Source organism: Luteibacter sp. OK325 (assembly GCF_003050935.1).
Lineage (GTDB): Bacteria > Pseudomonadota > Gammaproteobacteria > Xanthomonadales > Rhodanobacteraceae > Luteibacter.
In genome coordinates, this window is sequence record NZ_QAOX01000001.1 from 44,653 (window position 1) to 63,298 (window position 18,646).

General features: G+C 64.8%; 13 protein-coding genes. 4 read left to right on the top strand and 9 right to left on the bottom strand.

From position 1 onward, the window contains the following. Positions 1–19: 19 nt before the first annotated feature. Together C8J98_RS00235 and C8J98_RS00240 are read right to left on the bottom strand one after the other, a co-directional pair. Positions 20–592: a DUF3011 domain-containing protein gene (locus C8J98_RS00235; protein WP_107909810.1), complete on the bottom strand. Its 573-nt coding sequence runs from the start codon at positions 590–592 to the stop codon at positions 20–22. A 108-nt stretch (positions 593–700) separates the two neighbouring features. Beyond that, entirely contained in the window at positions 701–1,039 is a 339-nt protein-coding gene (locus C8J98_RS00240) for a zinc ribbon domain-containing protein (protein ID WP_107909812.1), read from the bottom strand. A 342-nt stretch (positions 1,040–1,381) separates the two neighbouring features. Between C8J98_RS00240 and C8J98_RS00245 the strand changes: the two genes are divergently transcribed. Beyond that, entirely contained in the window at positions 1,382–3,808 is a 2,427-nt protein-coding gene (locus C8J98_RS00245; protein WP_107911058.1) for a TonB-dependent receptor, read from the top strand. 213 nt (positions 3,809–4,021) lie between these two features. On the opposite strand, the gene clpB is transcribed toward C8J98_RS00245, so the two are convergent. Then, entirely contained in the window at positions 4,022–6,604 is a 2,583-nt protein-coding gene (clpB, locus tag C8J98_RS00250) for an ATP-dependent chaperone ClpB (protein WP_107909814.1), read from the bottom strand. 179 nt (positions 6,605–6,783) lie between these two features. Between clpB and otsB the strand changes: the two genes are divergently transcribed. Further along, the gene (otsB, locus tag C8J98_RS00255) at positions 6,784–7,569 is read left to right on the top strand and encodes a trehalose-phosphatase (RefSeq protein ID WP_233260057.1); all 786 of its coding nucleotides are present in this window, start codon (positions 6,784–6,786) and stop codon (positions 7,567–7,569) included. Beyond that, positions 7,566–8,981: an alpha,alpha-trehalose-phosphate synthase (UDP-forming) gene (gene otsA / locus C8J98_RS00260; protein ID WP_107909816.1), complete on the top strand. Its 1,416-nt coding sequence runs from the start codon at positions 7,566–7,568 to the stop codon at positions 8,979–8,981. Before otsB ends, otsA begins: the two co-directional genes overlap by 4 nt. Here the strand turns inward: otsA and pgeF are convergent. Together pgeF and rluD are read right to left on the bottom strand one after the other, a co-directional pair. Next, positions 8,978–9,715: a peptidoglycan editing factor PgeF gene (gene pgeF, locus C8J98_RS00265; protein WP_107909818.1), complete on the bottom strand. Its 738-nt coding sequence runs from the start codon at positions 9,713–9,715 to the stop codon at positions 8,978–8,980. The two genes, otsA and pgeF, sit on opposite strands and share 4 nt — an antisense overlap. Positions 9,716–9,717: 2 nt before the next feature. Continuing rightward, on the bottom strand, positions 9,718–10,692 hold the full coding sequence (gene rluD, locus C8J98_RS00270; RefSeq protein ID WP_107909820.1) for a 23S rRNA pseudouridine(1911/1915/1917) synthase RluD: 975 nt from the start codon (positions 10,690–10,692) through the stop codon (positions 9,718–9,720). 69 nt (positions 10,693–10,761) lie between these two features. On the opposite strand from rluD, the gene C8J98_RS00275 reads away from it, so the two are divergent. Then, positions 10,762–11,589, top strand: a complete 828-nt coding sequence (locus C8J98_RS00275) for an outer membrane protein assembly factor BamD (protein ID WP_107909822.1) — start codon at positions 10,762–10,764, stop codon at positions 11,587–11,589. A gap of 1,021 nt (positions 11,590–12,610) precedes the next feature. Here the strand turns inward: C8J98_RS00275 and C8J98_RS00280 are convergent. From C8J98_RS00280 to C8J98_RS22435, 4 genes are read right to left on the bottom strand one after another with little or no spacing between them, the layout of a single operon-like run. Continuing rightward, positions 12,611–14,227, bottom strand: coding sequence for an NAD+ synthase (locus C8J98_RS00280; RefSeq protein WP_107909824.1), 1,617 nt, complete (start codon positions 14,225–14,227; stop codon positions 12,611–12,613). Between the two features lie 59 nt (positions 14,228–14,286). Beyond that, the gene (locus tag C8J98_RS00285) at positions 14,287–15,324 is read right to left on the bottom strand and encodes a serine hydrolase domain-containing protein (RefSeq protein WP_107909826.1); all 1,038 of its coding nucleotides are present in this window, start codon (positions 15,322–15,324) and stop codon (positions 14,287–14,289) included. A 2-nt stretch (positions 15,325–15,326) separates the two neighbouring features. Next, positions 15,327–16,049, bottom strand: a complete 723-nt coding sequence (locus C8J98_RS00290; RefSeq protein WP_107909828.1) for a M15 family metallopeptidase — start codon at positions 16,047–16,049, stop codon at positions 15,327–15,329. Continuing rightward, entirely contained in the window at positions 15,988–18,630 is a 2,643-nt protein-coding gene (locus C8J98_RS22435) for a membrane dipeptidase (RefSeq protein ID WP_107909830.1), read from the bottom strand. Before C8J98_RS22435 ends, C8J98_RS00290 begins: the two co-directional genes overlap by 62 nt. Positions 18,631–18,646 lie beyond the last annotated feature (16 nt).

Sequence of the window (18,646 nt, forward strand, 5' to 3'; positions counted from 1 at the left end):
CCGCCCGGCGTTCCGGCGCTTAGCGACCGCCCCCGGAGAAGATGCCGCGGCAGCCCTTGTCGACCCATATACCGTCGCGGTCGACACCCCAGCTGTAGCCTTCCTGGCAGCGTGCATCGGAGTTCTGGCGAATCAGCCGCGGACGCCCGTAACGCGTATCGACATCGCAATGGCCGTAGCCACCATTGTGGCTGCCACAGTCGATCGTGCGCTGCGGACCGCCGCCACCCCAGCCCGGGCCTGGACCCGGCCGGCTATCGTCCCAACCCGGTCGACCGTTGTCCCAACCGGGGCGATCATCGCCACCCGGGCGACCACCGCCCCAGCCACCGGCCTCGGCGAAGATGCCGCGGCAGCCACGATTGACCCAGATCGTGCCGTGGTCGAAGCCCCAGGTCTGGTCGCGGACACAGCCGGCTTTCGATTCCTGTCGGACCAGCTGCGCGTCGCGCCACGAAACCGGGCAACGTCCCGGCTTGTTATCCCGGCTCCCGCAATCGATGCTGCCACGCTGCGCCTGAGCGACCGGCGACACCGCACTCATCGTCACTGCCATCGCCATCAGGGCAAGACCACCCAGCACACCACGCATACACACTCCTTTGTCATTCGATCGGGAGGCGTACGCTAGCGCAAGAAATTGCAACGGGCTTTGAACGAAATGACGAAGTTGATGCCTGGGGACACGGGTCCTGCCCGATCAGGGCGAGGACGGCCCGGAACCGCCCTTACTGCTCGGTGCGGGAGCCGCAGCGGGCGCGGGCGCCGGGGCTGCCGCTGCCGGGGCGGAGCTGGGTGCGGGCGCGGGTGCAGGCGCGCCGGATGAGCCCTCTGCGAGATTCTTCTTTTTGTCCCCGTCCTTCTTGAAGTCGGTTTCATACCAGCCGCCGCCGGCCAGGCGGAACTGCGGCGCACTGAGCATGCGACCCACCTGAGATTCGCCGCAGGTCGGGCAGACCGTGGGATCGGCGTCGGACATCTTCTGCAAGCGCTCGAAACGGTGTCCGCAGGCTTTGCACTGGAACTCATAGATGGGCATGGGCGGTTCTCTGAACGTTAGCCGGCGATTATCTGCCCGGAAGCTCCGGGCCGGAATACTTTTGCGTTGCACCAATGGAGTGAAATAAGCCAGCTCCGTGCCAACACCTTAAAAACAGGGATATCCATGCCATTGTTTCACCATTATGGCGCGCGCGTGACGAATCTGTTGACGCACCGCAGCGAGAATGCCTAGCGTCGATCCCAGCGCGGCATTTCGACCGCGTCCGCGGGGCACTCCCGCCCTGCGAGCGTAGCTCGCCTTGGGGACCCATCGATGACGACAGGCAAGACCTCTCGACGCAAGCCGGCGGCCAGCTTCTGGCTCCCCGCCCTCGGACTCATGATCGTGACGCCCGGTTACGCCCAGGACGCGACGCCACCCCCGGACGCCAGGCAAGCACGCCAGCTGGATCAGGTGGTGGTGACCGGTACGCGCAGTACCAACCGCACCGAAGCGGAATCATTGTCACCGATCGACGTGCTCACGCCCAAGGACCTCACCTCCAGCGGCGCGACCGACCTCGCTACCGCACTGGGGAGACTGTTGCCCTCGCTGGACTTTCCGCGCCCGGCCATCAACGACGGTAACGATGCCATCCGTCCGGCGAGCCTGCGTGGTCTGTCACCCGACGCCACGCTCGTGCTGGTCGACGGCAAGCGCTACCACACGTCCGCGCTGGTCAATTACAACAACTCCGTCGGCCGCGGTGCCGCACCCGCCGACCTCAACTCCATTCCGATCTCCGCGATCGACCACATTGAAGTTCTCCGTGACGGCGCGGCCGCGCAGTACGGCTCCGATGCCATCGCTGGCGTGATCAACATCGTGCTCAAGCACGGTGCCGGCGAGGGCAAGAACAGCATCAACATCAATGGCGGCACCATGAGCAAGCACGATGGTGACACCAACGGAACCGATGGCTCCATGGGCATCGACCTGGGCGGCAAGGGCGCGGATGCGAAGGGCTGGCTGCGCGTGGCCTGGAACTACCAGGATTCAATGAATACCAACCGGCGCTCGCCGCTCTCGCTGTACACACCCGAAGAAGCCGCCGATGGCAACGTGGCCCACCAGCGCTACGGCGACCCCGCGGTGAAGACCTACCAGGCGCTGACCAACTTCCAGTACGAAGTGGCGCACAACGTCGATGTCTACGGCTTCCTCACCATGAGTCGCCGCGACGTCACCTCGAACGGTTACTACCGTGCCGCCGCCAACGCGCGCAACGTGCCGGAGATCTATCCCAACGGATTTCTTCCGCAGATCGTCAACCATACCAACGACACCAGCGCCGTACTCGGGGTGAAGGGGATCACCGATAGCGGATGGCGCTGGGACGCCTCCGGCAACTACGGCATCAACAACCTCGGCTTTGACATCCAGAACAGTGTCAACACCAACCTGTTCTACACCACGGGTTCGTCGCCGACGTATTTCAACGCCGGCACGTTCAAGAACTCGCAGGCCCTGGCCAACATCGACATCGGCAAGGATCTCAATGTCAGCTGGCTGAAGAACCCGCTGACGCTCGCCTTTGGTGCGGAGTATCGCAAGGAGAAGTACCAGATCGATGCGGGAGATCCCACGTCGTACTTCTTCGACCAGGACACCCTCATCCCGGGTACGACAACACCTTACGCGGGCGGATCGCAGGTATTCCCCGGACTGTCTCCCGAGGCCGCCGGTAGCTTCACCCGACATAGCGAAGCGCTCTACGCCGATCTCGAAAACGACATCACCGACAAGTTCTCCGCGGGCATCGCGGGGCGTTACGAGCACTACAGCGACGCGGGCTCCACTCGCTCGGGCAAGATCTCCGGGCGTTACCAGTTCACCCCGACCTTCGCCCTGCGTGGCACGGTGTCGAACGGCTTCCGCGCACCGTCTCTGGCCCAGCAGAACTACCAGTCGGTGGTGACGATCATCGACCCGAGCACCGGCCAGCTGGCGCAGACGGGCACCTACCGTACGTCGGATCCGGCAGCGATTGCGCTGGGAGCCAAGGCGCTCAAGCCCGAGAAGTCGGTGAACTACGGCATCGGCGCGGTGTGGGAACCGATCGCCGATTTCAGCGCGACGCTCGATGTCTACCAGATCCGCATCTGGCACCAGATCCTCTATTCCGACACGATCAGCCTCACCGACCCGCTACTTGCCACGTACTTCAACAGCATCGTGCCGGGCCAGCAGGTCACCGCGATCCAGTACTTCGCCAACGCGGCGGCAACACGTACGCGTGGTGCGGACCTGGTGCTCAACTATCGCATCCCGACGACGTCGTGGGGCCAGGTGAACCTGCTCGTGAGCGGCAACTACAACCAGGTGAAGGTGCTCTCGGTAAGCGCGACGCCGGAAGTGCTGCAAGCCAATTCGACCGATCCCATCGAGCTGTTCGGTCGGTCGAGCCAGGGCATCCTGACCAAGGCCACGCCACGCACGAAGTTCCTGGTCGGCGCGGACTGGGCCATCGCGGGATTCAACGTGCATGGCGACCTCACCCGCTACGGCTCGGTTACCCGCGTAAATACCGACCCGACGACGGACCAGGTGTTCTCGGCGCGATGGTTGTTGAATACCTCGGTCGGATACGCCATTGATGCGTGGAACTTCACCGTTGGCGTGGACAACCTGACCAACCAGTACCCGACCCGCGTGAGCAGGACCGACACCGGTGAGGACTTTGCCAGTGGGTTGCAGTACTCGGCGTTGTCGCCGTTCGGTTTCAACGGACGGTATATGTACGCGAAGGTGGGCTTCAGGTTCTGAGCGTGGCCTGCTCTTTGTAGGAGGCGATTCATCGGCGAAGGGTGCTGGCGACACGGCCGAAAGCATCGCCGATGAATCGGCTCCCACCGAGCAAGAGCATCGCCGATGAATCGGCTCCTACCGAGCAGAAGCATCGCCGATGAATCGGCTCCTACCGAGCGAAAGCATCGCCGATGAATCGGCTCCCACACAGAGCTGCCCTGCCAGCGGTGGTCAGACCGCCTCGAAGTTGAGGTGGTTGCCGTCCGAATCCACGCGCACGGTCTGCCCGGGCGTGAACAGGCCCTGGAGAATCCGCTGTGCCAGCGGGTTCTCCAACTGCTGCTGGATCGCACGCTTCAGCGGACGCGCGCCATAGACCGGATCGAAGCCTGCCGAACCGAGCAGGTCCAGTGCCCGATCGGTGACGTCGAGCCCGAGCTGGCGCTCGGCCAGTCGCTTGCCGAGGTAGGCAAGCTGGATGCGCGCGATCGAGCGGATCTGCTTCTTGTCGAGCGGACGGAACACCACCAGATCGTCGAGGCGGTTGATGAACTCGGGACGGAAGTGCGCCTGCACCACACCGAGCACCGATGCCTTCATCTGCATGTAGTCGGCTTCGCTGTCGCCGGCCTGCTCCTGGATCAGGTTCGATCCCAGGTTCGAGGTCATCACGATGACCGTATTGCGGAAGTCCACCGTGCGACCCTGGCCATCCGTAAGGCGGCCATCGTCGAGTACCTGCAGCAGGATGTTGAAGACATCCGGATGCGCTTTTTCCACTTCGTCGAGCAGGATGACGCTATACGGACGGCGACGAACGGCTTCGGTGAGGTAGCCGCCCTCTTCATAACCGACGTAACCCGGAGGCGCGCCGACCAGGCGACTCACCGAATGCTTCTCCATGAACTCGCTCATGTCGATGCGGATCATCGCGTCCTGCGTATCGAAGAGGAAATCGGCCAACGCCTTGCACAGCTCCGTCTTGCCGACGCCGGTCGGGCCGAGGAAAAGGAACGAGCCATAGGGGCGGCTCGGGTCGGACAGTCCCGCACGGGCACGACGAATGGCGTCCGAGACCGCCTTCACCGCTTCTTCCTGGCCGACCACGCGCGAATGCAGCGCGCTTTCCATCTGCAAGAGCTTTTCACGCTCGCCTTCGAGCATCTTCGCCACGGGAATACCTGTCCAGCGGGCGACCACTTCGGCGATCTCCTCGGCCGTAACGCGGTCCTGCAGCAGTGTGAACTCCTGCTTCTCCGCCTGTTGCGCCGCGGCGAGCTGCGCCTCCAGCGCCGGCAGGCGGCCGTACTGGATCTCGCTCATCGCCGCATAATCCTGGCGACGCTGCGCGGCTTCGAGTTCGAGGCGCGCGGCCTCGATCTGTTCCTTGACCTTGGTCGTGCCCTGGAGCATGGCCTTTTCCGACTTCCACACCTCGTTGAGGTCGGAGAACTCGCGGTCGAGCTTCTCGATGTCGGACTCGAGGGTGGCCAGGCGCTGTTTCGATTCGTCGTCCTGCTCTTTCTTGAGCATTTCGCGCTGGATCTTGAGCTGGATGAGGCGGCGCTCGAGGCGATCGAGTTCTTCCGGTTTGGAGTCGATTTCCATGCGGATGCGCGACGCGGCCTCGTCCATCAGGTCGATGGCTTTATCCGGCAGCTGGCGGTCGGGAATGTAGCGCGCGGAGAGCGTGGCCGCGGCGACGATCGCCGGATCGGTGATCTCGACACCATGGTGAACGGCGTAGCGCTCCTTCAGGCCACGCAGGATCGCGATGGTGTCCTCGACACTGGGCTCGCCCACGTAGACTTTCTGAAAGCGGCGTTCGAGCGCGGCGTCCTTCTCGACGTACTTGCGGTATTCGTCGAGCGTCGTCGCACCGATGCAGTGCAGCTCGCCGCGCGCCAGCGCCGGCTTGAGCATGTTGCCCGCGTCCATCGCGCCATCGGCCTTGCCCGCCCCGACCATCGTGTGCAGTTCGTCGATGAAGAGGATGACCCTGCCTTCCTGTTTGGAGAGGTCGTTGAGCACGTTTTTCAGGCGCTCTTCGAACTCGCCGCGGAATTTCGCGCCGGCGATGAGCGCGCCCATGTCGAGCGAGAGCACGCGCTTGTCGCGCAAGCCTTCGGGCACTTCACCGTTGACGATGCGCTGCGCGAGGCCTTCGACAATGGCTGTCTTGCCCACACCGGGTTCACCGATGAGTACGGGATTATTCTTGGTGCGGCGCTGCAGGACCTGGATGGTGCGACGGATTTCCTCGTCGCGACCGATCACCGGATCGATCTTGCCGACCTCGGCCCGCTCGGTCAGGTCGATCGTGTACTTCTCCAGCGCCTGGCGCTGCTCTTCGGCGTTCTCCGACTGCACTTTTTCACCACCGCGCAGCTTGTCGATCGCCGCTTCCAGTCGCTCCTTCGTGGCACCGGCGGCCTTCAGTGCGCCGCCGACCTCGCCGCGATCCTCCAGCAGGGCGAGCACGAACAGCTCGCTGGCGATGAACTGGTCGCCGCGCTGCTGGGCAAGCTTGTCGGTGAGGTTGAGCAGGCGATTGAGATCGTTGCCGAGATTGATGTTGCCTTCCTCGCCGCTGACGCGAGGCAGTCGGTCGAGGATTTCGCCCACCCGCTGGCGCAGGGCGGGCACGTTAACCCCAGCCTGTGTCAGCAGCGGCCCGGTCGAGCCGCCTTGCTGGTCGAGCAGCGCGGCCAGCACATGTGCCGGCTCGAGCATGTTGTTGTCGCGGCCGACAGCCAGCGACTGGGCGTCGGCCAGCGCTTGCTGGAATCGCGACGTGAGTTTGTCCATACGCATCGATGGTTCTCCCAAAGGTTCTGGCGCGCCCCGGGCCCTCCCCGCGACCGCCTCTGGCCAAACAGATGCGGGTTAAAGCGTGCTCCTTCAACAGTGAAAGGCAAGCGCAACAGGTCGTCCTCCGCTTTTTTCACACTACACGCGGCATCCTCGGGGGATCGCCGCCCCATGGAGCCACCGTGACAGCCAGCCGCGACACCCTGCCCCGCCCCGCTCCGGGCCTGATCGACTCCGGAACGGCCCTGTTCCTGGACGCGGACGGCACCCTGCTCGCCTTCGCTGATGATCCGGAGGGGGTCGCCCTTGCCGACGGCCTGCTCGATACCCTGGATGCGATCCATACGGCGCTGGGTGGTGCGATGGCACTGGTCAGCGGACGGGCGATCAACGGGCTGGACCGGATATTCGGCCGTCCACACTGGGCCGCCGCCGGCCAACACGGCTTGGAACGACGCGACGCGACGGGGCGGGTGATCACGGTTCCTGTGGATCCGGCGGAACTGGCCCGCCTACGCGAGGCGGTCCACGCGGTCGCTGCCGAACTGCCTGGCGTACGGGTCGAGGACAAGAGCTGGTCGGTCGCGCTGCATTGTCGCGAACGCCCGGAGTACGAGCCGGAACTGGCTCGCCGCGCGCCGGTGATTGCCCAGCGATTCCCTGGCTTCGAGTTGCAACCGGGCAGCTATGTATTCGAGTTCAAGCCACGCGGCATGGACAAGGGCGTAGCGATTGCCGCCTTCCTCGACGAGGCGCCGTTCCGGGATCGACGCCCCGTCTATCTCGGTGATGATCTCACCGACGAGCACGGCTTCGCGGTGGTCAACGCCCACGGCGGCGCTTCTGTTCGCATAGGCGCAAGAACACCGTCACACGCGACGTTCACATTGTCTACCCCGGCCGACGTTCATGCTTGGCTGGATTCCGTGAAAGCCAGGCTGTCGCAAGGAGCCGCAAGCGCAACATGAGCCGACTAGTCGTCATTTCCAATCGCGTCGCGCTACCGAAGCAGACGCAGACCGGCGGACTGGCGTCCGCAATGAACGCGGCGCTGCAGGAAATGGGCGGCCTGTGGTTCGGCTGGAGCGGTAACATCGCCGCCGAGACCGGCAAGGAATTGCATGAGGTGGCCGACGGCCACATCAGCTACGCCACCATCGACATGTCCAAGGCGGACCACGACGACTATTACAGTGGCTTCGCCAATCGTGCCCTCTGGCCGCTCTTTCACTATCGCGCCGACCTCGTCGACTACCGTCGCGACCATCTCGAAGGCTATCTCCGGGTCAACCGGATGTTCGCCAAGCGCGTGGCCAGGCTGCTCAAGAAAGACGACATCATCTGGGTACACGACTATCACCTGATCCCGCTGGCGGCGATGCTGCGCGAGCTCGGTGTCGAGAACCGGATCGGCTTCTTCCTGCATACGCCCTTACCGGCGGCAGGCTTGCTGATCACCCTGCCCCGGCATCGCGAGCTGCTCGAACCACTGGCCTCGTACGATCTCGTCGGCCTGCACACGCAGCGCGATCTTCGCGCCCTCGAGGATTATTTCCTGCACGAACTGGGCGCGGCCATGCGCACGGGTGGCCGCATCCGCGCGGCCAACGGGCGTATCTTCCGCGCTGGCGTATTCCCCATCAGCATCGATACCGCCGAGGCAGTGGAACTGGCCCATCGCGCGGAAGACAGCGGTGCCGTGGCCAAGCTCAGGGCGAGCGTGGATGATCGCTCACTGATCATCGGCGTGGATCGCCTGGATTATTCGAAGGGCCTGCCCGAGCGATTCGAGGGTTTTGCACGCCTGCTGCGCGACTACAAGGAAATGCGCGGACGCGTATCACTGCTGCAGATCGCCCCGCCGTCGCGCTCGGATGTGCCCGAGTATCGCTCGCTGCGTCGCGAGCTGGAACGCAGCGCCGGTCATATCAACGGCCAGTACGCCGAGCCGGACTGGGTACCGATTCGCTACGTGAACAAATCATTCGCCCATAAGGTGCTCGCGGGCTACTTTCGCGTGGCCAAGGTCGGCCTGGTCACGCCTCTGCGCGACGGCATGAACCTGGTCGCCAAGGAATACGTCGCCTGCCAGGATCCACAGGACCCTGGCGTGCTGGTGTTGTCGCGCTTTGCCGGGGCTGCCCAGGAGCTTGATGCGGCCTTGCTGGTCAACCCGTCGGATCTGGACGAGGTCTCCGAGGCACTGAAGCGAGCCCTCGAGATGCCGTTGAAGGAGCGCCGCATGCGCTGGCAGTCGATGATGGACGTGCTCGAACGCAACGACATCACCACCTGGCGCAACGCTTTCCTGCAGGCACTTACCGAGCCGCCCAAGGTGAAGCCGGAGATCTACGTGCAGACGCCGATGACGGCGCCTTAGGCGTCGGTCCAGATCAGCGACGCGAAACGACCGCTGTTCGCGCCATCGCGGCGGTACGAGTAGAGCCGCTCGTCGGTGAGGGTGTCGAAACCGCCACCCGATACCTGCGACACGCCGGCCGTCGCCAGCCTGCGCCGCGCAAGAAGGTAAAGGTCGCAATGCCAATGACCGGGTCGGGTGGAGACGAAGGCCAGCGCCGCGCAGGCATCACCGTCAACGAAGGCCGCACGCACTTCCTCGCCTACCTCGTACGACGATGCACCGATAGCCGGGCCGAGCCAGGCCTGCACCCCATCAGCCGCCATCGTCGCGACCGTGTTTTCCAGTACGCCCGCCGCCAGCCCTCGCCAGCCGGCATGGGCTGCACCGATCGTCTGGCCGTCGGCCGAGACGAACAGCACGGGCAGGCAGTCCGCGGTGAGTATGGCCAACGCCTGGCCCGGACCCCGTGCCACCGAGGCGTCCGCCACCGGCTCGTCGTCCCCGGCGGCGGTGGATTCGATCACCGCGATGCCATGCACCTGGCGCAGCCACAGGGGCGGTGCCGATAGCTCCAGCGCTTCGGCCAGGGCCCGCCGGTTGACTTCGACCGCGGCCAGATCGTCGCCGGAGCGCAGTCCCAGGTTCAGCCGGCCATAGGGGCCCTCCGAGACGCCGGGACCCCATCGTGTGGAAACGGCCGCGCCGACGCCGGCCGGCGCCTTCCAGTCCGGAACGATCCAGTCGCCTTCCACCCTTAGTCCTCGATCGGATGGAGGATGGTATCGGCGCGCAGTGCCTCGATCAGCGCGTCCTGATCGGTTGGACGCGGTGAGTCGAACTCCAGGTATTCACCCGTGATCGGATGGTCGAAACCCAGTTTCTCCGCATGCAGCGCCTGTCGACGGAAGCCGCGCAAGGCATCGATCAGCTCCTGGCTGGCGCCGCGCGGGAGGCGCAGGCCGTTGCCGTACAGCTGGTCACCGACCAGCGGGTGGCCGATATGGGCCATATGCACGCGAATCTGGTGGGTACGCCCCGTCTCCAGGTTGCACTGGATCAGGCTGTGGGCGCGGAAGCGCTCGCGGACGCGGTAATGGGTCACCGACTCCTTGCCACCGTCGATCACGTCGCGAACGCCCTGCTTGAGCCGGTCGTGCTGGTGACGCCCGATCGGCTCATCCACCGTGCCACCAGCCACCATCGTGCCAAGCACGACGGCCTCGTACTGCCGGCGCACCTCGTGCAGCGAGAGCATTTCGACCAGGCGCGTATGCGCTGCAAGGGTCTTGGCGACCACCATCAACCCCGCCGTGTCCTTGTCCAGGCGGTGCACGATGCCGCCGCGTGGCAGCTCCGCCAGCGCCGGATTGTGGTGCAGGAGGGCGTTGAGCATGGTCCCCGTGGGATTGCCGGCTCCGGGGTGGACCACCAGGCCCATGGGCTTGTCGACCACCATCAGATCGTCGTCCTCGAAGCGGATGTCGAGGGCGATGTCCTCCGGCTGGGCGTGGACCTCGTTCTCCAGCTCCGCCTCCAGTTCGACCTTCTCGCCGCCCCGGACAAGCTGCCGCGGCGCCGCGCGGGCCCCGTCCAGCAACACTTTCCCGTCCTTGATCCACCCCGTGAGGCGGGATCGGGAATAATCGGGGAACATCTCGGCCACGGTCTGGTCGAAACGCCGTCCAGCCGCCGTCACCGGCACAAGGGCTTCATGTCGTAACGTCGTCATACCGCCCCGCCCGGCCCATGGCCGGTTTCGGCTATCATGCCTTTTCGCTCAAGCATCCGAACTCTCTCAATGCGTGTAACTAAGATCACCATTCTGCTCGTCCTCGCCCTGTCGATGAGCGCCTGCTCGATGTTCCGCAGCAAAAAGGAGACGATCGACACGATGCCGGAAGACCGGCTCTATGCGACGGCTCACAATTCGCTGGAGTATTCGGACTATTCAGCCGCCGAGAAGGGCTACCAGCGCCTGATTGCGCGCTTCCCGTCCGGTGACGTCAATGAGCAGGCCCAGATCGAACTGGCCTACGCGCAGTACAAAGACAACAAGCCGGACGACGCGTACTCCACGATTAATCGCTTCATCAAGACGTTTCCGACCCACAAGCATGCAGATTATGCCTATTACCTGCGCGGCATGATCAATTTCGACCGGACCGGTGGCCTGATCGAGCGCTACCTGCAGCGTGGAAACACGGCTTCGACCCGTCGGGACCAGGGTTTCAACCTGACCTCGTTCGACGATTTCAGCCAGCTTGCCCGCCGGTATCCGAACAGCGCCTACGCCACGGACGCCCGCCAGCGCATGATTTTCCTGCGCAACCAGCTGGCCCAGTTCGAGATCAACGTGGCCGAGTACTACCTGCGCACGAAGTCGTATATCGCTTCAGCGGACCGCTCGCAGTACGTGGTCGAGCATTACCAGCAGTCGCCGGAGACCGCCGACGCCCTGGCTATCCTCACGCGCAGCTACGAAGCCCTCGACCGTAAGCCGCTGGCCGAGCAGACCCGCAAGGTGCTGGCCCTGAACTACCCGAACCACCCCTACCTGACCGACCCATCGTGGCCGCACAGCCCGTCGATCTGGCGCAAGGCGATTCCGTTCTCGGGTCACCATTGACCGATTGAGTCATCGCTCAAAAAGAAAAAGCCGGCGAAAGCCGGCTTTTTTGTTCTTCGCGCTTTTTGGGAGGGCTCGCCTTCGGCATCGCGTTTTGCGCGCGCGGTGCGGCGCAAGAGCCGGCGGGTGTCACCCTCGGGGCCACGTCTGCGGCGACCCGCTTTGGAAGGGCCGCCCAAAAGCGGCCGTTTATCGATTGCCCTGCGGGCCGGGTCGGGCTTCGACTGGGGGTTTCCGAATCGGCATCCTGCCTTAGCGGAAACGGCCGACCATCCGGGTCGGCCCCCTTCGGGCCTTGTCCAGTCGAAGCCCTCGCCTACGCTACCGGCCCCGAGGGTGACACCCGCCGGCTCTTCCGGATCCTGAGGTTCGTGGGGTCGAGCGCACCGCTCGCACTCCGAGGGGCGACTGTTCCTTAGCAGGCGACACGCGCTACGCCTCGCCGCGGCAAGTACCGTGTGATGCATGACTCCCGCCCGCCCGGGCTCCACTGACGCTGTGCCTCGCTGGTCCGACAACCGCACCTGACGGCAACAACCCGAAGGTAAGCGGCCAAGGAAAGGCGGCGACAGGCAACAACCAAAAGCGCAAAGCGATCGGCAAGCAGCGGCAAGCGCATAGCGACACCGTACGATGTGTTGCCGATCCGCATGGCGGCACCGCACGACCCCTTGCCCATCACGATCGCCAGCGGTGCACTTTCCACATGACGCCTCGCCGTGGGGAAGAGCCGGCGGGTGCCACCCTCGGGGCCGGTAGCGTAGGCGAGGGCTCCGACTGGACAAGGCCCGTCAGGGGGCCGGCCAGGACGGCCGGCCGTTTTCGCGCGACAGGAGTCGCGTCGAAAACCCCCAGGCGGAGCCCGACCCGGCCCGCAGGGCAATAAGTACACGGCCGCTTTTGGGCGGCCCTTCCCTAGCGGGTCGCCGCAGTCGTGGCCCCGAGGGTGGCACCCGCCGGCTCTTGCGCCGCACCGCGAGCGCAAAACGCAAGGCCGAAGGCGAGCCCTCCCGCAGCGCTTTTATCGCCAGTCAGAGGTGATCGGGTACCTACGCTCGCGGCCGAAGGCCTTGGTGGTGACGCGCGGCCCCGGGGCGGCCTGGCGGCGTTTGAACTCGTTGATGAAGACCATGCGGATCACCCGGCGCACGGTGGCGTCGTCGTGGCCGGCGGCGATGATGTCCTCGGCCGAGGCTTCGCCTTCGATGAACTGCTCGAGGATCGCGTCCAGCTCGTCGTAGGGCGGCAGGGAGTCCTGGTCAGTCTGTTCGTGGCGCAGTTCGGCCGACGGCGGGCGGTCGATCACGGCCATCGGGATGGCGCCGTCGATCGCCGCGCGCCAATGCGACAGGGCGTAAACCGTGGTTTTGTAGACGTCCTTCAACGGGGCATACGCACCGCACATATCGCCGTAAAGCGTGGCGTAACCGACCGCCATCTCGCTCTTGTTGCCGGTGGAAAGCAGCAGCTTGCCGGTCTTGTTGGACATGGCCATGAGCAGGACGCCGCGGGTCCGCGACTGCAGGTTTTCCTCGGTGATGTCCGGGTTGCGACCGGCAAACACGGGTGCCAGCGCGCCGGTAAAGGCCTCGTAGATGCCTTCGATCGGCAGCACGTGGTATTCGACGCCGAGATGTTCGGCCTGGGCCTTGGCTTCACGCAGCGAAAGATCCGAGGTGTAGACCGTGGGCATCATCACCGCGGTGACCTTGTCCTTGCCCAGTGCATCCACGGCGAGCGCGAGGGTCAGTGCGGAGTCGATGCCGCCGGACAGGCCGAGCAGCACGCCGGAGAAGTGGTTCTTGCCGATGTAGTCACGGATGCCGCGGACGATGCCCGCGTACATGATCGCTTCGGGGGAGCGCGTGTCGGCGGTGGGCCAGTCGATAGCGACCAGACGCCTGGTTTCCGTGTCGAATTCGACCGTGAGCAGCATCTCCTCGAACGACGGCGCACGGGCGAGTACCTCGCCATCGGCCTGGACCAGCAGCGAATGGCCATCGAAAAGCAGGTCGTCCTGGCCGCCGACGAGATTCACATAGGCGATCGGCAGGCCGGTTTCGCGCGCGCGCTGCTTGAGCAGCGCCTCGCGGGTGGCGGCCTGCCGGCGGTCCCAGGGCGATGCGTTAATGACGAGGATCAGCTCGGCGCCGGCCTGCGCGGCATAGGCGGCGGGTTCAGCCTCCCAGATGTCCTCGCAGATCAGCATGCCGACGTTGACGCCGTCGATGGTGAACACACGCGTGGCCTGGCCGTGCTGGAAGTAGCGCTTCTCGTCGAAGACCGTGTAATTGGGCAGTTCCTGCTTGTGGTACGTCCACTCGATCTGGCCTTCGCGGATGAGGGACGCGGCGTTGAACACCTCGCCCTGCGAATCCGGGTAACCCACGATCGCGGAGATGCCCTGGATGGTCGGCGCAAGAGCGCCGAGCTCGCGATGGCAGGCATCGAGAAAGCTCGGCCGCTGGAGCAGGTCTTCCGGCGGGTAACCGGAAAGCGTCAGTTCGGGGAAGGCAACCAGCGAGGCGCCCAGGCGGTCGCGTGCCTCGTCGGCCAGCGCCTTGACCCGTCGCGCGTTGTCGGCGGTGGCACCCACCGGGAAGTCGAACTGGGCCAGGGCGAAGCGGAACGTGGACATGGGGGATCCGTGCGGTCGCGGGGACTGCCTATGATAAGGCACAAGCCCTCAGGGGCGCCTCAGCGAAACAGGTCGCCGATCGCCAACGCCGTCCTGTACGGCTCAGGGTCATTTCGGTTGCTCAGCAGGACGACCGTCAGGTGCCGCTTCGGGTAACGAACGATCACGTTGCGAAACCCGATCGTCTCCCCCGAATGCCACAACGTCTCACCGGTCATCCGCCAGCCGTAGCCGTATGCCACGGTGGGATCATCCGTCGCCGTCCACGGCGTGAAGGCCGCCTTGCGCGACGCATCGCTCAACAATCGGTTGTCGTACAGCGCGGCATCCCAGCGCGCCAGGTCGTCGATCGACGAATAGATGCCACCATCGCCCAGCACCGAACTGGTCATGCTCTGGTCGGTACGCACCCAGTGCCCGCCCTCTTCGCTGTAACCGAAAGCGCGATGCGGCACGGACGGACCTTCGGTCACATAAGCGAGCGTATTCGTCATGCCCAGCGTCAGGAAAATGCGTTGACGCAGGAAATCCTGGAATGGCATGCCGGAGGCCCGCTCCACGACCAGCGCGAGCATCGCGTAACCGCCATTGCTGTAGCGGTACGAGGTACCCGGCGCAAAGTAGAGATGGTCGGTCTTCTCCAGCAACGCGAGCACATCCCTGTCGCGCAACGGCACGCGCGTGTCGGCAGCCATGATGTCTTCGTAGTCGATCAACCCGCCCTGATGGCTCAACAATTGGCGTAGCGTGATCGCGTCGGCAGCGGCCGGTAGCGACGGAAGCCAGCGCCGGACACGATCGTCGAGCGAGAGCCTGCCGTCCTGGGCGAGCAGGAGGATAGCCGTCGCCGTGAACTGCTTGGTCACCGAAGCGAGTCGATAGTCGGTCTGCGGCGACGCAGGTACACGGTGTTCCGCGTCGGCAAAGCCGTATCCGCGCCGCACCAGCGGCACGCCATCGCGAATCACCAGGAGCGACGCCCCCGGTCCGTCGCCGTCGTAGCGCTTCATCAAGGTATCCACCGACGCGTCACGCGACGGTGCGGACCCACATGCCGAAAGAACGCTGCAGAAGACCAGCAGGAACGCGAGGCGCATGCTCACTCCACGGGAACGTCGTAAATGGTGTCGGCGGCCACTGCGGATGGCAGCGAGTAATGCCACCACTCGAGCGCGTAGTTGACGAAGCCTTCGGCTGCCATCGCCTGCAGCAGACGCTGCCGGTTCGCGCGCTGCACGGCGGACACCCCAGGGTTGTCGGTATGCGCGCGCGGATCGAAGAAATCGAAGTCCGTGCCCATGTCCAACGGCGTGCAACGCGTGCTTTCGCAATGCATGAGCGTGAGGTCGACGGTGGCGCCGCGGCTATGGCCCGAGATCGGCGCGATGTACTCGCCAAGCAGCTTGTCCTTGCCCAGGTTCGGATAATGTTCGGCCTTGGTACGTGTTTCGGAAAGATCGCCAGCCCAACGAACGAACGCCGCCACCGCGCGCGCGGGTCGATAGCAATCCCATAACCGCAGGCGATACCCGTCCCTGCGCAGGCTTGCCTCCACCCGCGCGAGCGCCTGGGCGGCGGCCGTACGCAGGAGGCACTTCGGCGCGCCATAGCCGTCGACCGGCGCACCGGTGAAGTTGTCGCTCTTCGCGTAGTGGATGTCCTCGGCGATGTCCGGCACCAGCGAACGGATGTCGCTCAACCCGGCCTCCTGCGGTGTGCGCGCCGGCGACACCCGAGATAGGGGCTCGGCGGCTTGCGCGCTAAGGGCAAGCGCGCAGGCGAGTAAAAGCCAGGTCTTCATAGTCATTGCTGAAATCGGCATCGGGATCGACCTTGGTCAGGCGCAGCTGGTCCGGTGCAGGGAGGTCGAGCCAGGGCTCGGCGTCCATGCGCTGTCCATTCCACTGTACGAGGTATCGCGTGCCCACGCGCTTGAGCATGCCGGTCATCACCGGCGAGCGCGCGGCGGCAAAGCGCACCCCCTCCTTTGCTGGGCAGATACTCACCTCGCCGAACCACGGATCGCGCCACACGCCGAGCATCGAGCTTGCATCCTTCGTGGTGGCAGCGACGCGCGACGACGTGTCCGGGGCCCTCGATGCACCGGGCACCGAGGCCTCGGCCACGATGCGATCGGCGTACTCGCCCACCGTGTGCACCTCGGCCGGCGCGGTGAAGCGCTTGAGCAGGACCTCTGCGAGCGTGTCACGCGCGTCCTCACCACCACCATTCATGAGGATCACGAAGCCGCTGTGTTTCTCCGGCAGGAGGCTCACGGTGGAATACATGCCGGACAGCGTGCCCGTATGCGACACGCTCCATTGCCCGTCCACATCGGCGAGGCGCCAGCCATAGCCATAACCGTAGAGATGCGTGTCGTTCCAGTTCTTGCGGCGCTGGCCAACCGGCATGGGATTCTGTATAGACCACAACGGTTCGCGTTGCTTTGCGTCCAGCCAGGACAGTTGTGTCGCATCCGGCGCGAGCCAGTTGCCGGCCCAGCGCAACATGTCGTGCAGATCGCAGCGCACGCCGCCCGCGGCTGCCGAGGTGATCGCCGGCACGGTGGCAGGGTCGGCGTTCATCACTTCGTTGCCATGTTCGCCCAGACGATGTGGCTGGGCCACGTTGCCCACGCCATCGCGTGACCAGGTGCCGATCTGGCAACGACTCAGGCCGAGCGGTTCGAACACCTCACGCCGCAGCAGCGTTTCATACGGCACGCCACCCGCCGCGGCGGCTACCTCACCCGCCACGACATAGAGCAGGTTGTCGTAGGCATAGCGCGAGCGGAAGCTGTGCTCGGGCTTCAGGTAGGCCAGGCCGGCGAGGATATCCTTGCGAGTGAAGTCGTTCGGCTCGGGCCACAGCATGAGGTCGCCCGCACCTTCACGTAGCCCGCTGTTGTGGATCAGCAAGTCGCGCACCTGGATCTCGCGAGTGACCCAGGGGTCGTTCATGCGGAAGTCCGGCAGGTACTTCGTCACCGGGTCGTCCCAGTGCAGCTTGCCAGCGGCCACGAGCCGGGCCAGCAGCGCCGTGGTCATCGCCTTGCTGTTGGAGGCAATCTTGAACAGGGTCTTGTCGTCGACCTTGTGCCCCGAGCCGGCGACCAGCTCGCCCGCGGTCCGGGTGTAAACCACCTTGCCGTCTTCGATCACGCCGACGGCGATACCAGGAATGTGGTAGCGCGCAACGGCTTCGTCGACCAGCTTGTCCAGGGAACCGGCCGAGGCCGCTTCGTCGGCGGCCCAGACTCGCAGCAGGTTGCCACTCCACAGCTTCGCGGTGTCTACGTCGGAGAAGCCCCGGCGCTTCAGACCTGCGGTGACATTGCGCGTCTCCGAGGCATCCATCCACCCCGTCACTTCGCCGCCACCATCGAAATCCGAAGCGATGCCGACATGATCGACGCCTGCCACCTTCACCATGTGCTGGATATGGTCGAGGAAGTCGTCCAGCGTCGCCAGGGGGTGCTCGCGCTGGATCGCCTTCATGCCTTCGACATAAGCAGGCAGGTAGTCGTGTTTTTCGCTGTCGTAACTCTTGTCGCCGGCCCCATGGGCCACCTTGTCCTGCAGCGTCTTCTCCGCGGCCTCGCGTGCGGGATCTTTCTTCAGGAACTCCTTGTACGCAACAGCCTGGATGACACCGCCCTTCGCCGCGATGGCCACCAGCAAGTCGTCGGGAAGGTTACGCGGGTGGTCCGTAATCGCACGCGCGGACGAATGAGAGGCGATGATGGGCGCCTTTGAAAGCGCGAGCACATCGCGGACGCAGGCGTCGGAGGCATGCGAAACGTCGACCATCATGCCCAGCGCATTGGCCCGCTGGACGACCTGGCGGCCGAAGTCGGTGAGACCGAGGTTGCTGTCGGGCTTGTCGCCGAGCTCCTCCTTCGGCAACGAGCTACCGCAGAGATCATTGTTGCCCACATGCGCCAGGCCGACATAACGCGCCCCACGTGCGTAAGCCACATCGAGGCGATGCAGCTCGTGGCCGAGCGAGTAGCTATTCTCGATGCCGATCATGGCCGAAAGCCGTCCGGCCACCTTGTTCGCACGCACATCGGCCGGCGTGCGCGCCAACCGAATCTGGTCCGGGTAGCGCTTCAGCATGAGATCGATGGCGTCGTACTTGCGTGCCGCCTGTGATACAGCTCTGGCGTAGCCCGCTGGCGTCAACGGGCCCTGCTCCACGTAGATCACGAAGAACGCGGCATCAAGGCCGCCCCGGCGCATCTTCGGCAGGTCCACTTTCAGCGGCCCGTCCTTCCCGGCATCGAACCTGGGATCGTGCATGTACGACAGAGGAATATCGACGTGCGTGTCGAGGGTCAGCGGGTGGTCCTGAGCCTGCGTGGCGGCGCAGAAGCCCAGGCTAAGTAGAACGAGTCGCTTCATCGTTGCCTCCCTTAAA